The organism is Variovorax nivicola, assembly GCF_051216475.1.
Classification (GTDB): Bacteria; Pseudomonadota; Gammaproteobacteria; order Burkholderiales; family Burkholderiaceae_C; genus Variovorax.
On the sequence record NZ_JBPJZK010000001.1, the window covers coordinates 1,634,347 to 1,649,999 of the forward strand.

Sequence of the window (15,653 nt, forward strand, 5' to 3'; positions counted from 1 at the left end):
CGCATGCAGGCGAGCGACAAGACGAACAAGAAGACCGGCCCCGGCAGCGCCATCCGCGAGCTCTATGCCGCGCTGTGGCACTTTGCGGAAGGCGCGCGCGGACAGCTGCTGGCGGCCACTGCCCTGCTCGCGGCCTCGCAGTTGATCCGACTCACCCTGCCGTATCTCGCGGGGCAGGCCATCAACGCACTGCAGCGCGGCGAGCTGAACACAGCCGGCTACTGGATCGCGGCACTGGTCGGGGTGGCCGTTGCCGCATGGGTGCTGCACGGGCCGGGTCGCATCCTCGAGCGCAACGTCGGCGTGAAGGTGCGCGAGACCCTCGCCGACCAGCTGTATGCGCGCATCGCCGCCGCACCGCTCGCCTGGCACGACGGCCACCACTCCGGCGAGCTGCAGCACCGAGTGCACCAGGCCAGCCGCGCGCTGTCGGACTTCGCGCAGAACCAGTTCATCTGGCTCACCAACGCCGTCAACTTCGTCGGCCCGCTGGTCGCGCTGGCGCTGCTGTCGCGCACCAGCGGCATGACCGCGCTCGCAGGCTACGTGCTGATCGGCCTCGTCATCGTGCGCATCGACCGCGCGCTGATGAAACTCGCGCGTGCCGAGAACGATGCCGACCGCCGCTACGTGGCCACGCTGCTCGACTTCCTGGGCAACGCCTCGACCATGATCGGTCTGCGCCTCCAGGGCGCTTCGCGGCTGCTGTTGCGGCGACGCATGGCCGCCATCTCGCTGCCGCTGAAGCGCACCGTGGTCCTCAACGAAGGCAAGTGGTTCGCCGTCGACCTCATGGGGCTGGCGCTGACCTGGGGGCTGGTGGTCGTCTACGTGTGGCAGGCGCGCGCGCCCGGACAGGCCGTGATGCTGGGCGCGGTGTTCATGATTTATCAATACGCGCAGCAGGCGGCCGGTGTCGTGACCTCGGTGGCGGCTAACTTCAGTTTCTTCGCGCGCATGCACACCGACTACAGCAGCGCCGAGCCGATCTGGCAGGCGCCATCGGGCGACGAAGCGCTGGCCACGCCGCCCGAGCAGGTGCCCGAGAGAGAGCGGATAGAGGCCGGTGCGCCGTGGCGGCAGTTGGACATTCAGGCGCTGCAATGGCGCTATGCATCACGCGGCGCTTCGGCCGAAGAAGCCGGCGTTGCCAACGAACCTGTGCGCAGCGGCCTGCACGACGTGGCGCTGACGCTGCGCCGCGGCGAGCGCGTCGCATTGGTTGGCCCGAGCGGCGGCGGCAAGAGCACCCTGCTGCGCGTGCTGGCCGGGCTCTATCCGCCTGACGGCGGCACGCTGCTGCTCGACGGCCAACCAGTCGACTGGGCACAACTGCGCCGGCTCGCCACGCTGATCCCGCAGGAGACCGAACTGTTCGAAGCCAGCGTGCGCGAAAACCTCGCCTTCGGCCAGCCGCGCGACGACGCGCTGCTGCAGGCCGCGCTGCACACCAGCACTTTTGACGAAGTGCTGAAAGCGAACCACGGCGACCTCGACACGGCCGTGTCGGAGCGGGGCTTCAATCTTTCAGGCGGGCAGAGACAGCGGTTGTGCCTTGCGCGCGGCGTGCTCGCAGCGCAAGGCAGTTCGCTGCTGCTGCTCGATGAGCCGACGAGTGCGCTGGATGCAAACACCGAAGCCCGCGTGCTCGAACGCATTGCGGATGCGTTTCCGGATGCTTGCTTGATCGCGTCGGTTCACCGGCTGAGTTTGCTCGAGCGGTTCGACACTGTGGTGCTGATGGAGGCGGGGCATGTGCTCGACCATGGGCCGTGCGAGGTGGTGTTGGCGAGGCAGCCGTTGCTGCGGCGGATGTCGGTGCCGGCAGGCATCCACTGAACGCACACCAGCAGTCCGGCAAGTTCAGCGTGCGGGCGCCAATTGGATGCCGTGCTCTATGCGGGCAATACAACCCGGATCGACAACAGCAAGAAGAGAGATATCTATCCGCCCGCGTGGCGTCGGGAAATCAATTCGATCCGGTGTTGGTATGAGCCCGCTGACGACAAGTTGTCCGTTTCTGATTTCGTGATTGACGATGGGCATGCCAGGAGAGATGAAGCCAAGCGCAGCCAGATCGCTTGGCTTGATGCACACAACGGATGCATCAAGTGCCATGTTCATTCTTCCCAGAGGAAACTGCGGATCGGCTTTGTACAGGGTGACCGTCGCGTAGTTGAATGCATTCCCGGGCGATGGCCCCAACCGTGTGAAGCGGCCCTCTTCCAGCGCAGCAGGGTCGACTTCGGCCTGCATTCCAAGATGCCTCTGGGCTCGACGGAGAAACGGCGTCTCCGTGTCGAGGAGGAACCGGCGGTAGGCCTCGACGACGGCCTTGGGCTCTTTGGGGACGGAAGTGCATCCAACAGTCGCCGCGCAGAACGTCGCCAGCAAGAACGGCCTGGCGAACGAACTCATGCAGCGATGGGCCCTTGTCTCGATCATGCGAGAACTCTCAAGGACGCGACGAGCGGCGTGTCAGAAGCTCGCATTGAGGTTGAACCCCAAAGTCACCTTCGCAGTGCGATAGCCCTCGGGCTTGCTGATCGGCGCACCGACGAAGAAGTCGTAGCTCAGCCTGCTCCACTGGCCGCGCACGCCGACGACTGCGCCGGCAAGGCTGCGGCCAAGAAGGTCAACCGTCGAACGTCCGCCCACATGGCCGTAGTCCATGCCTGTGTACAGCTCCGCCCCGCTCTGCCCCATCGCCCAGCCGATGTCGTTGCGGATGAGCCAGCCGCGCTCGCCCAACAGACTCGTCTCTCCATCGAAGCCGCGCACCGTGTAACGCCCCCCGATGGCGAAGCGGTCTTGCGGCGTCAGCAGCGTGCGGTTCCACTGGGCGCGGATCAGGCCGGAGTAGCGCAGCTTCTGCTCACCAAGCTTGAACGGTGCGTTGAGGGTGATGTCGGCCGTATACAGCTTCAGGCGTGAGGTGCCCTCGCCGAACTCTTCTTCCGGCGCAACACGCGAGCCGAAGCCGCCGGTGCCGCGCTTGTAGGCCAGCGTGCCCTCGAGCGTCGCTTCACCAATGAACTCCTTGTGGTTCAGGCTCAACTCCCAGCCGCCGACCACGCGGTGCTGTACCTCGACCTCGGTGTCGTCCACGAAGTTGCGCGACTCGCGCCGCCATCCCTTGATGGCCACCGTCGTCTTGCGGCTCTGGTCGCGGTAGATCAGGCGCGAGAGCTTGACCTCGGCGTTGTTGGACTTGCCGGCGTAGACGTAGTCCTGGTTCAGGCCGGCCACGCTCTGGTGGTACTGGCCGTTGGAAGCGGTGAAGCCCAAGAGCCAGTAGCCGTAAGGCAGCGAGTAGTGAACGGTCTGGCCTTCGGTGCCCTTGGCCGAATCACTGAAGACGTGGTTGTTGATGTTGTGGTTGGCGCTGACGTAGAACAGGTCGTTCAGACCGAAGGGGTTGTCCAGGGACAGGGTTGCGCCAGCCTGGTAGCGGCCGGTGGCTTCGGTGCCGCTGTCGTCCAGGCTTAAGGTGACACGCCACTTCTTGGCCTGGATGTACTTGACGACGAGGTCGCTGTCGCCGGGCTTGGCATTGGGGGCGGTCGATGGTTCGATCTGGATGTCGGCCTCTGCCGTGGGAGCACGCTTCAGGTTCTCAAGGCCCTGCTCGACGTCACGCAAATTCAGAAGATCGCCTGGACGCGCAGGAATGGCCGTGGTCAACAAGGCGGAGCTGCCGAGCAGCGTGGACGAAGAGTCGAGCGTTGTCCGAATGGCTGCGATGCGGCCGGGCACCAGCGACAGGGTCAGTGTGCCGGCAGAGAGATCCTGCGGCGCAGCCAGTACGCGGGTGGTGACGTAGCCGCGCGCAATGACAGCTTGCTGCGCGCGCGCGAGAACCACGTTGGCGCCAGCCGTGCCGAGGCAACGGCCAACGGGTGAATCATTTCGCTCTGGGCCGGACAGATCGGCCACGGCCCATTGGAAGGATTCGGACTGCTCGCCGACCAGCAGCACGCGGTCGATGCGGAAGCACGGGGACTCGGCTTCAGGGATGCGCTGGACCGGTGCTGGCGGTGCAGTCTGTGGACGCTGATCGACAGTACGCTCGTTCTGCTCGCGCAAGGCACGTTCGCGCTCTTGCTGTCGTTGTTGCTCGACGAAGGGTTGTGGCGTGGTCGGCGATTGCTGGCTCATCGCCAGCAGAGGACAGACCGCCATGGCGGCCGCCAACAAATTGCGTTTCAAATCAGACTCCCTCTTCTCTTTCTTGTCCTAGGATCGAAGCCTGTATGGGCCAGAACCGCCTTCAGCGAACGGGTGCGGGGCAATCCGCGACGATCTGCACCGGAACGGATACCGGGGCATCACGGTCGGTGGCATCCATGACGTTCAAGCTGCAGGCCGGTTTGCTACCCCACACGAACTCAACGGTGTAGGCGTGCGCATCCTGCGGCGTGAACTTCACCGTGGAGGGGCCGCAATGGCCGGTGCGATAGCCGGAGCCTGTTCCATCCGCCCAGGAGCCATAGCCGCGTACTTGGATCGGCTCGCCCGGCTTAACCTCATAAACAAGATAAGGCTCGGTCCGACGTCCGCGCTGCACCGCGTTGGCGATCCAGGGGTACACGATGCCACGGCCGGCGTAAGCCACGCTGCCCAGAGACGTGAAGTCCCGACAGGCTTGTGACGAGGTGCTGACCGAGAAGTTGGCCGGATAGCCTGATCCGGTGGCCCGCAGGATGAGCTTGGCGGTGCCAGGTTCGACATCGGGCAACTCGTTGTAGCCGTTGTTGGCACGGATGTCGGCCAGCGCCGCGTCGGGGTTGATTTCGTGATACGCGCATGACGAAAGAGTCGTCGCAGACAGGGCAGCAAAAAGAACACACCTATACGCCATATTTATATTTCTATCAAAGTCGCAATTACCCCACGCCCAAATAAATTAATCAGACATTAATTCATTGAGCCCACTCATTCAAACGATTTTCGAATTTCATTTCTCGAAATTAAATCAACCCGAGAAAAATCAAGCAAATCCGATTTCGCAACAATCCCCCTCAGTGGAAATGGAATATCTTCGATGCGAGAAAATATCGTTGGCGATAAATGTTTGTAATAATCACCGTTTTCACATTTTCCAGAATAGCCGACCGGAAATTCGTCGGGTATATTCCCATGATCCAAGGCCTCAAAAACAAACATCCCTTTGTTGATGCTCAAATTTGCGTTCGCAAGATTCCTCCGCCCCTTCCAATCATTCAAAATATCAAGAAAAACTTCATTTTTGTCCTTTTTCGAGCGATAAATCCAAGAGGAATAAAAATGCAAATTCACCAACCCATTTTTTTGAAGATTACTTGGATATTTTTCAGACTCCTCAAACAAAAAATCCGAAAATTCATTTAACAACTCTTCCGAATCATTTCGAGCAAGCAGACTCTCGGGCAAATCTCCGAAGCCGTTATTGCTCATCACTGCCAATTTTCCCGAGCAATCCATGGCAATCCATGTAAAACAGTCCGCGCCTTGAGGCGTCCAGTTGGGATTTAATTTTTCATTAGTCAATTTTTATATCCATTTGGCCAAGTGGTAGAGCAATTTGCGCAGGTTGGCACGAATGCATTTTCTGGAATTGAAGTGTTCCCATAGACCATTCCCGGGCGAACTGGATTTGTAAATTTGATGTTGGCAGGATCGGCGCCCTGCCGAACCAATTTATCAGCCGCTTTAACTTCGGCACAAAATCCTGCAAGATTCGAACAAAAGCTGGTTGCCTGCCCAATCGGGACACCCAACTTGTCTTCTACAAATTTCACCATGGTGGGACTCAAATCTTCCGCCTTCAGCGCACCGCTAGCACCAACCGATGTGAGTCCGGTTGTCGAATCATAAGCACCAACCATCACGGAGGATCCACGCGCTGAGGATTTTGATCCTAAGTTATTGATCGCGCTAAGCAATTCACCACTAGCTTTGTTTTCTAAAGCTAAATTTACAGTTCCCGCCTCTGCTAAGCTTCCAACGCTTACCCTTTCGGCTGCCCTAACAGAGTTCAACTCTGCTTCAGCCACTTTTCCTACGGCTTTGCCTACTTGGCCTGGAATCGCTACGCCACTCGTTGGTACGCCAGCGACGGTTGTTGCCGCAAAGTCAGCCGCCACAATACAGCCTGTTGGATTGAGTGTGCAGTACGCGACCGGGTTTTGCGTGAACGCATAACCCTCGGCGGCAAGGCCACTCAGGGCAGGCGCCAAGGCAAGCCCTCCCGCAAGTGTCGCGGCCTGAATCGTTAGTTGAGTAATCTCATTTATAGAGCCTTGGTTCTTGCTCGCAGCCACAGCGATCTGGGCAATGGTAGGCTGCTGAATGTTGTTGTCGCGATAAAACTGCAAAGCTTGGGGACTGCGAATTACCTCATTCAGATAGATTGCCGCATTGGCTTTTTGTGCATCAGGTGCCTGGAAGTAGTACCCAAGGCCAGCTTGCGGAAATGCCGGATCTATTGGCAGGTTCTGACCTTGGCTGTAGTACTTGGCAATAGTCATCAAGAATTTGCTGGCATCCTGGTCCCAGGCACCAGACGCACCGAATTGAACCTGTCTGAACGCTTGAGCTGCCAGCTCTTTCTCAGCATCGGCCACGCTGATGCCCTTTTGGGCCGCATATTCCTTGGCATGGTCTTTGATCAGCTTGGTTTCCGCAGGGTGCAGTTGCCGATTGTTGATATCGACGCTATAGGCGCTCGCTGCACCGGCAGTTCCTCCAGTCATGCCCCCAATCGCCGCCGCGCTGACGGCCCCCAATGCCTGCGCAACCGGTGCTGGCAAGTCCATGTCCGCGATGGCCAGCCCAATCCGTGGCATCAGCGCTGCGCTGGCGCCTGCCCCCAATGCGCCGCCGATACCGCCTCCCAGCGCGCCTGCGGCCGTGTGTAACGCCACTCGATAGGAGCCACCCTCGTCCCATTGGCTGGCTTCGTTTAGAAGCGCTTGCTGCTTGGCAGGGTCGGTCTCCACCTTGGCTTGGGTACGAAGCTGGGCGGCCTGGTTGCCTGCATATGTGCCGATCTCCCTCGCCGCGTTCTGATTGAACTGCTGTGTGATTTGCGCCTGTGCTTGAACGTCTTTGACGATGGTCTGCGTGTTCCAGTCTTTGATCAACTTGCCCGCACTACTGGTGTCGCCCGTCCTGACGCTCTGACCCCCCGCAATGCCCGAGATGCCGGATCGCGTGACGCTGGTCTGGTTATTTCCCGAATAGCTGCCAATGCCAGCACTGCCACCAGGCCTGTTGTTTGGTCCGGCCCACGAAGCAGTCATATCTCTGGCTGGCGCCGTGTCTGTGGCTGCGGTCGGCGCCGTTGTGTAGCCAATGCCCACGCTACCGCTGACCGAGTAGCTGCTGCCGCTCGACTGACTGACGTTCTGCAGATCCACCATCGTCAGCGTGCCGCCGGTGTTGAAGCTGTTCTTGCCCGCGTCGATTGCTGCCTGCGTGCTCTCGATCACGGCGCCCTTCAAATCTGTGTTGCCCGCCACCTTCACGTCGAAGCCGCCGTCCCCAGCCTTGATACCGGACTGCACAGCCGGACTCACGAAGATGCCGTCGGCCTTGGCACCAGCCGCACTGGCGCTGGCCGTGGCTACCACGCCATAACAGATCGGTGGAATGCACAAGCTCAAACCGAAGCCCGAACTGCTCTGGCGCGACTGCCCCACGCTCACGTCCTGCAGGCTCTCGATATTCAAGTTGCCGCCCACGTCCGCCGTGACGCGATTGGCCTCGACGGTGGCCCCTCGCATGTTCAGATCACCGCCCGAACTGATGTTGACAGCCTTGCCACCGCTCACTTGGGTGGTGTTGTAGCTGACATCGTTCTGGTCGTTTTTGCCCTGTCCGTTGTTCACGCCGAGTTGGATGCTGAAGCCGTTTTGCGCGCCTGCGCCGAACGTGACCCCCACATTGGCGCCATGGCTCGAGTTCTGGCCAGCCGTCACACTGGTGTTGCGACTGGCCTGCAGCGTCACGTCGTTGTCCGCCACCAAATTGACGGTGTTGCCTGCTGCGATGGTGGAACCAATGGCACTGATGTTGGATCCCTTGCCGCCGCCTGTAGCTACGATATTGACGTTGTTCGCTCCCACCACGCTGGATCCCACAGCTTCGCTGCTGTTGGTGAAGCTGGTGCTCTGGCTGGTGTTGCGGCTGACATTGACACTCACGCCGTAGCTGAGTTGACCTGTGCCGCCAATGGCCTGGGCAGCGTCATAGGCCTGTTTGCCGCTCATGGCCAGATTGACGGCGCCCAGGGCCTGCATGCGGCCGTCGCCTGTGTCGCCCATGGCCTTGATCGTGCTGGAAGCGCCCTTGAGGGTGTCGGTGCTAACGCCGGCGAAGCTGGCGCTACCGCCCACGATCGTGCTGGAGCTCTTATCCAGCGTGACCGATTGCGTAGTGTTGTAAGCCTCGTTGATGACTACGTTCTTGGCGAGGATGTTGACGTCGCCGCCCACCAACGGACCTGCTTGTCCGGCAGCCATGATGCTGCTGGCGGTCTGGCGGTAGTCGTTGGCCGCCACCAGGGTCACGTTGCCTTGCAGGCTGGCCACCTGGCTCGCCTGCTGCGTTGTGCTGACGGTCGCGTTCGCTTGCGAGCCCTTGACGTTGCCGATGGCTGGGTTGTACCAAGTGCCGACCATGCCGGACTTACCGTTGGCGTCGTAGCTAGTCTCGGCGCGGGTGTTCTGTGCGCTCTCGATGGTGAGATTGCGCCCGGCCATCATGGTGACGTCGTTGTCGGCAACCACGGTGACCCCCTGCAGGGTCGTGTCTCGGCCGCTCAAGGTCTGCAGGTTGCCGGCGGAAATGCTAGTGCCGATGGCTCGGGTCTCGATGCTGGCTTCGGCATGGTTGGAGGATTTCTTGTTGCCGGCAATGGCCACTGCAGTCGCATCGCCGGCGAACGTGGCGCCAGCGGCGAGTTGACCGAAGACCGTGCCGCTGCTCTTGCTTTGCGCGGCATGGAGTTCCTGACTCGTGCGGTTGGCGGTCGTCAGATTGATGTCCCGCCCCGCCGAGAGGCTCATGGCCTCGTCGGAATGAAGCTGTGCAGCCTGGAGGTTGATGTCGTTGCCCGCCAGCAATGCCACGCTCTTGCCACTCAGACTACTGGAGAGAACGTCCGTGGTAGTGGTGCTGTCGAAGGTACTGGAACTGCTCTTCTTGAACAGAGACTTGGACGACCGTTGCGTGGCCGCGGTCACGCTGGTCGTGGACTGCCCGGCCGTGACGTTGATGTCGTTCTTGGCTGTGGCGACCAACGCGCCATCCACGCTGGCGACGGCACCCGCGCGGATGTTCAAGTCATTGCCAGCCGCCAACCGCACGTTGTCCTGCCCCTGTATGACCGACCCCACCTCTCGGCTCTCCGATGAAATACCTGCACCGTTCTTGTTTGCGAACGAGATGGTGTATCCCTCAGACACCGTGCCCATGTTGATGTTGCGCCCCGCCCCCACCGACGCAGCCCCCGCGCTGACTAACGCTGCTCCGATGAGATTGGCATCCCGTCCCGCCGAGGCGATTAACACGCCTCCGGGATTGGTCACGTAGACACCGGCCACGCGATCAATGCCGGTGCTCGTGCCGGCGGTCTGTGTCGTCGTCCGGATATTGATGTCGCGCCCGGCTGTCAGGACTGCCGAGTCCCGGGCTGTGATGCTTCCGCCGATGTTGTTCAGGTCGTTACGGGCGTTGATGCCAATGCTGCCACCAACAATTCGGCCGCCGAGGTTGCTGACGTTTTCCGCGTCGATCTTGACCAGACTTCGCCCCGCTATGGTGCCGGTATTGACGAGGTCCCCCGAACTCTTGATCACCGCCGCGTCAGCACTCAGCAGAGCCCCCGAGCCATCGACGTCACCGGGCCGCACACGCACGTAGACCTGTGGCACAAGCACCCGTTGTGTCGTTCCATCGGGCAGCGTCACCGTCTGCTCCACGAGCCAAACGATGTCGCTGGTCAACTGCGCCATCTGAGCCGCACTCAAGGCTACGCCCGGACGCAGGCCGTATTGCTTGGCGAAGGTGGCGCCTGCATCCATCAATGCAGCGTACTGGTCGTCGTCATTGCTGAAACCATCCAGGTAGCGGTAGCCCGTGAGTTGCGCCACCTGCTCGCGAATGAGCTTCTGCTCATAGAAGCCATCGCCCAAACGCTTGAGGGTGTTGTTCGGATCGAACCCGAGGCTGCTCAGCATGTAGTCGCTGCTGAGCCAGTTGCGATAGTTCGCAAAACGCGGATCGGTTTCGACCAGATAGCCACCTGGACCGGTGTGGATGTTGAACAAGCTGGCCGTCGGAAGACCGATGTTCGGCATGCTGGTACGCACAACCATCGGTACCGTCTGACTGGCGCCGGCACCACCGGCACCGCTTGCACTGGCGGCCTCGCCCGCCGTGCTGCCTGAGGTCTTCACGAACCCACCTACATTGGCCGGCACCTCGACGATGGCGCCAAGGCGACTGGCACCATTCACACCACCAGCGCCGCCCGCACCGCCCGTCGCGCCACCGACCGGGGCGCTTCCCGCGTCATAGCCGCTGGAGGCATTGATGTTGGGTTGGTGCTTATAGGCTCCGAGGTCGATCGTCTTGGGCGCAACGATGATCGGGATGTTCGCCATCTGCAGCTGACCGAGGTTGTCGTACACCGTCGCCGAACCTGTGACCGTGAGCTGGCCGGTCATCTGATCGGGCACGTAATCGTTGGTGGTGATCGTCCCTCCGGCCAGCACCTGACTGTCCTGGTTGTACAGGCGTCCGTTCACATTCATGTTGCCGCCCGCTACGAGACGGGCCGGATCGGCGTTGATCGCGGTATCCGTGGTGGTGGTGACCTGGTTGTTCCAGACGCCGAAGCCACCGATGCCGACAAGCTCTCCCGTGTCCTTGCGATAGACAAGTCCGTTGGCGTAGTCGAGAGTGACCTCATCCAAGGAATAGGTCGTGGTCCGCCCTACGCCGCTGCCTACGGGCGTTTTGGGCGCGATGCCAATAACCAGACTGGAGGTCACTGTGGGGGTGCCCTTCTGGATGTGCACGTCGCGGTTGTTGACCTGCGCCATCGAGATCGACATGTCGCCCAAGGACTCGATGTCCGCACTCAGGTTGTTAAGAACACCGCCTTGACCGGTGGCTTTGCGATTGGCATCGAGGGAACCACCGATGTTCATCGAACCCACACCGAGGCCGCCACTGAAGATCAGCGCGTGCTCCCGGTTGTTGATCGTGCCTGCACCGATGTTCAGGGTATCTCGCGCCGCGATGGTTGCCGCCTTGGTCACGCCGTTGGCCGTCTCGGCGTCGTTGTTGAGCGTGCCAGCCGCGATGGAGATCGCGTTGCCGTAGATGCGCCCTGTGCCGATGTTGTTCAGCGTGCCCGCATTGATCTGCGTATTTCCCTTGCTGTCGATCAGACCGCGGTTGGTCAGCGTGCCGCTGGCGTTGACGGTGGTATTCGCCCCCGACATTTCTGCGCTGGCGGTGTTGTCGACGTTGTTGCCGCCCACGGTAAGCGTTTGCCCCGCCAGCAGCTTGCCATTGTTCGTGAAGTTGCCCGTGGTGGTGTAGCTCAGGTTGCCGTTGGCCGCGACTTCGCCGTTGTTAACGATGTCTTGCGTGAGCCCAATGCTCAGGTCCTGGCCGGAGATGGCTTTGCCGTCGCCGCTGAAGGTGGCGGCGTCGATCTTCAGACTCTTGTCCGCCACCAGCGTGCCGTTGGTGTTGAGCAGGCTGAGCGTCTTGGCGGCGGGTGGGCTCGCGTTCGGGTCCCGAATGGTCAGCGCATTCGCCGCCGAGATCAGGCCCGAGGTGTTGTTGACGGTACCGCCACTGGTGATGGTCGCATCGACATCGGCGCGGATGGCGCCGGAGGTGTTGTCGAGATTGCCGGTGCCGATGACGACATTCTTGCTCTCGATGCCTTGATTGCTGCCTTGGGTGCTGGTGTTGCCGACGCTGCCGGCGTTAAGCGTGGTGGTGGCTGCGGAGCGGATCAGGCCGCCGTTGTTGGTGATGCTGCCGCCAGCAATGCCCAGGTCACCCGTGGCGAGTGTCTGCCCGCCGCTATTGTCGTAGGCCGCGCCGCCGGTATTGATGGCGGCGCCCGACTGGCCAAGCACTACGCCGCCTGCAGTGTTGGAGAACGCCTGGGTGTTGGCCGTCAGCGCGTTCTTGGCGCCGATGAAGCCGCCCGCGTTGTTGACAGCGCCCGTCTTCAGATCCAGTGTGTCGGCGCTGGTGATGCCGCCCTGCTGGTTGCTGTAGCCGGCCGCGTTGGTGTTGCTGAGGCTCTGACCATTCGTGTTGATGGTCATCGCACCGCCGGACTGGATCAGACCGGCGTCGTTGGCCAGGGCGCCCGACTGCAGACTGACGGCGGTGGTCGCAGCCAGCGTGCCCTGGCCATTGTTCAGCGTGTTGGCGTTCGTGTTGACCGACAGAGCATTGCCAGTGACCTTGCCCGCGATATTCACCAATCCACCGTTCACCAGCGCGGTGTTGCCGCCGGCCTGCATCGTCCCTTGGTTGTTGGTCGTCGTGCCCGAGGTCGTGACGCTGAGGTTGCCGTTCACCGCGGCAGCGGTTCCACTGCTGTTGTCCAGCGTCCCGGCGACGAGCGTGGTGTTGCCGTTGGCCGCCAGCGTACCGCCGACGTTCGTGACAGCACCGTCCACCGTGGCATTCAGATCCCCGACGGCGGTCACGCTGCCGGCATTGTTGTTCAGGCTGCCCGCTGTGACGGTGGTGCTGCCACCGGCACCGATCACGCCCTTGTTGCTGTTGTCGATTGCCCCGCCGACGCTCAGTCCAAGGCTGGACGCCTCGGCGGCACGCACAGTCCCGCCCTGGTTGGTCAGGCTGCCGGCCGCGATGGTCGTGTTGCCATTGCTGGCGATGGTGCCAGCGGTGTTGTCGAAAGCCCCAACGACCGTGATGCGCGTGGCATTGGGGCCGGTTTGGATGATCTGGCCGCCACGGTTGCTCAAGAAGCCCGCGTTGATGGTGATCTGCTTCGCGGTGGTCGTGCCTGCGTCCTGGGCGAAATTGCCGGACATGGCAACGGCGAGGGTCCCGTTGCCCGTGATCTGTCCGTTGGCACCGCTGTAGGTGCCGCCGGAGAGGGTCAAGGTGCCGGCGCCGGCATGCTCGATCTTGCCCGCCGTGTTGACGATGCTCGCGGCCTGCAGGCGCAGGTCCTGGCCATTGCTGGCAATGCGGCCGCCGGAGTTGTCGATGCTCCCGGAGGCGGCGATGGTGGTCGCACCGGTGCCGGTCTGCACGATCTGGCCGTTGTTCGTGTTGGCGATGTTCGAGACGTGCAGATCGAGTTCACCGGCGTTGACCAGGCCGGCGTTGTTGACCAGCGTCTGCGTGGGCTGGCTGTTGGCCGTGATGGCGAGCGTGCCCGGTGTGGAGACGGTAGCGCCGCTGGTGGTCACGTTGCCTTGTGTGGCCGCGACCGCGATGTTGGCCGCACTGGTCTGGCTCGATGACAGGTCGACGCTCGCGCCTTGCAGCATGGCGTTGCCTGCGGCGAGGTTGGTGCCATTGGCGACCAGTGCACCGGAAGCAGTCACGCGCAGATCGCCGACTACACCGAGCTTGCCGTCGTTGCCCACACCTGCACCGAGCACGCCGGCGGTGCCAAATGCCACGCTGCCTGCTGTGACCGTGGCGTTGCGCCCAGCGGTGATGTTGCCGTCGTTGGTCAAGGCGCCAGAGACGGTGAGCGCCGTGTCGTCGGTGCCCCGGATGGAACCGCTGTTGCTCAGCGAGCCGGCGTGCACCGAGACGTCCGTGCCCGCGCCGATGGTTCCGCCGTTATTGGTCAACTGGTTCGTGACGGCGAGTTGCGTGTTCGCGTTGGCCGACTGGATGCTGCCCTGGGCGTTGTCCAGGGACGCGCCGGTGAGTGCGACGCTGTTGTTGGCGACCAGGGTGCCCGACGTGTTGTGGACCGATCCAGCAACGCTTGCGGTCAGTGCCCCGGTGGCCGAGACGGTTCCGCGCGTGTTGTCGACCTTGCCCCCTATGGTCAGGTTGGCATCGCTGTCGCTGGTGAGCTTCCCGTTGACGTTGACCAGGTTGCCCGTGGTGTTGATCTGCAGGCTGCCCGCGTGCAAGGTGCCGCCGCTGTTGTCGAGTTGGCCGACGTTGGCGCTAAAGCTGTTGCTGACATTCAGGGTGCCGCCGGCATTGCTGAAGTTCGCCCCGCTGAGCGCCATCGTCGCAACGTTCAACGTACCGCCTGCGTTGTTGATCTGGGGCGTGTTCAGCGTGATGGGGCCGCCCGCGTAGATGCGTCCACCGTCGTTGGAGATGGTGCCGCCTGCGGTGATGGCGCCAGGTGCGGGGGGCGTGTACGTGGTGGACGCGGCTCTACCGCCAGTGCCGGTGCCGTCCGTTGCAGATGGCGTCGTCGTGCCACCGCCGCTGGTGCCAGAACTCGCGCCTTCCGAGCTTGTTGTGCCACCATTGCTTGTACTGGTGCTGCCCGTGCCAGCACTTACAGGCTCGGCGCCGATCACGCCGCCATTGGTGTTGCTCAAGACTGGCGAGGCGATAGTCAGGCCAGCCGTGCTGGTCTGGCGGATCGTGCCGCCACGGTTGTCGATGTCACCGGGAGTGGTCAGTTCAACACGCTGGCCTTCCAGCGTGCCGATATTTTCAAGACGACCCGCTGCAGTGACGACAAGCCCGCCTGCACCAGCACCGATGTTCCCGGCATTGCGCACCCCGAGACCAGCCTCAGTCCCAATCAGCGAAATCTTGTTCGCATACATGCCACCCAACGCCGCAACGTCGAGCGCGAAAGTCGGAGCAGCACCGGTGCCCGCTGTCGGCGTAACCTGACTGTGATCGGCGCTGATCTCGTTCGCGCCAGTCACCACCTTGAGCTCACTCGCCCAGATACCCGCATTGACTTGCACAGCACGCGCCAGGATGGCTGCGTAGTCGGTCTTGCTCGCATCGAGCCCGGCGCCATCGATGGTGACGGTGCCACCTCGAACCAAGAAACTGTCGAGCCCCCCGATCGCATTGAACTGCGGCGTCCCCGTGGTGAGCGTGGCCCGCGAGGCGTTGATGAAGCCGCCTCCGTCCACGCTGATGCCGGCCGGGTTCGCAATGATCACTTCTGCTCGCTGGCCACCCACCTCGATGTACCCGCGAAGCTGGCTCGGCGAGCCGCCGTTGACTTCGTTCAGGATGATGCGCGCCGGGCCCGTTGCCAGGAACGGATTGCCTTGCACGAACCCGCCCAGTTGGGTCTGCACATTCACCCGGCTGTTGTTCAGGATGGCGCCGTTCGCGCCCACGTTGAACTGGTTGTAGACGTTGCGCGAAACGCCTGCGGCCGAGGGTGTCTGGATGTTGACCAGCGGCACGCCGTTGGGCGCCACCAGTACGGTTGGGCGAAGGTTGCCGGAAACGTTGGGTGCGCCGGCAATCTGCGCATGAACCGGTCCTGCAGCCAGAGCGCCAGCAATCACCGCGCCAAGCAACGCGACGCCGGAAGTAGAAGTGGCCTTGCTTGCCCCCTTGCCCGTGCTGGTGGCCGTTTCCTGGACCACCATACGCATACCTCTGGCCGCATTGAAGACAACGCGGTGCAAGTGCCGATTCAT

Annotated in this window: 6 protein-coding genes; 1 reads left to right on the forward strand and 5 read right to left on the reverse strand. The window is 62.1% G+C overall.

The features are described from left to right. Nucleotides 1–3 precede the first annotated feature (3 nt). Nucleotides 4–1,839 carry an ATP-binding cassette domain-containing protein gene (locus tag ACSFBF_RS07865; RefSeq protein WP_435465739.1) on the forward strand — a complete coding sequence of 612 codons (1,836 nt, stop codon included), beginning with the start codon at nucleotides 4–6 and terminating at the stop codon, nucleotides 1,837–1,839. A 24-nt stretch (nucleotides 1,840–1,863) separates the two neighbouring features. Here ACSFBF_RS07865 and ACSFBF_RS07870 read toward each other — a convergent pair whose 3' ends face one another. The 5 genes from ACSFBF_RS07870 to ACSFBF_RS07890 form a co-directional block, all read right to left on the reverse strand. After that, nucleotides 1,864–2,418 (reverse strand): hypothetical protein, encoded by a 555-nt coding sequence (locus ACSFBF_RS07870; RefSeq protein ID WP_435465740.1) that lies wholly within the window; start codon nucleotides 2,416–2,418, stop codon nucleotides 1,864–1,866. A gap of 60 nt (nucleotides 2,419–2,478) precedes the next feature. After that, nucleotides 2,479–4,182, reverse strand: coding sequence for a ShlB/FhaC/HecB family hemolysin secretion/activation protein (locus tag ACSFBF_RS07875; protein ID WP_435465942.1), 1,704 nt, complete (start codon nucleotides 4,180–4,182; stop codon nucleotides 2,479–2,481). 88 nt (nucleotides 4,183–4,270) lie between these two features. Beyond that, a complete protein-coding gene (locus ACSFBF_RS07880) occupies nucleotides 4,271–4,861 on the reverse strand; it encodes a hypothetical protein (protein WP_435465741.1) in 591 nt (196 codons plus the stop codon). A 74-nt stretch (nucleotides 4,862–4,935) separates the two neighbouring features. Further along, the gene (locus ACSFBF_RS07885) at nucleotides 4,936–5,529 is read right to left on the reverse strand and encodes a hypothetical protein (RefSeq protein WP_435465742.1); all 594 of its coding nucleotides are present in this window, start codon (nucleotides 5,527–5,529) and stop codon (nucleotides 4,936–4,938) included. Next, nucleotides 5,526–15,653 carry a two-partner secretion domain-containing protein gene (locus ACSFBF_RS07890; protein WP_435465743.1) on the reverse strand — a complete coding sequence of 3,376 codons (10,128 nt, stop codon included), beginning with the start codon at nucleotides 15,651–15,653 and terminating at the stop codon, nucleotides 5,526–5,528. The genes ACSFBF_RS07885 and ACSFBF_RS07890 overlap by 4 nt, the downstream gene beginning before the upstream one ends.

Excerpts from the sequence above, each read along its gene's own strand:
- ACSFBF_RS07870 (WP_435465740.1), bottom strand. The coding sequence starts at position 2,418 with ATGAGTTCGTTCGCCAGGCCGTTCTTGCTGGCGACGTTCTGCGCGGCG.
- ACSFBF_RS07875 (WP_435465942.1), bottom strand. The coding sequence starts at position 4,182 with ATGGCGGTCTGTCCTCTGCTGGCGATGAGCCAGCAATCGCCGACCACG.
- ACSFBF_RS07890 (WP_435465743.1), bottom strand. The coding sequence starts at position 15,653 with ATGAATCGGCACTTGCACCGCGTTGTCTTCAATGCGGCCAGAGGTATG.
- ACSFBF_RS07880 (WP_435465741.1), bottom strand. The coding sequence starts at position 4,861 with ATGGCGTATAGGTGTGTTCTTTTTGCTGCCCTGTCTGCGACGACTCTT.
- ACSFBF_RS07865 (WP_435465739.1), top strand. The coding sequence starts at position 4 with ATGCAGGCGAGCGACAAGACGAACAAGAAGACCGGCCCCGGCAGCGCC.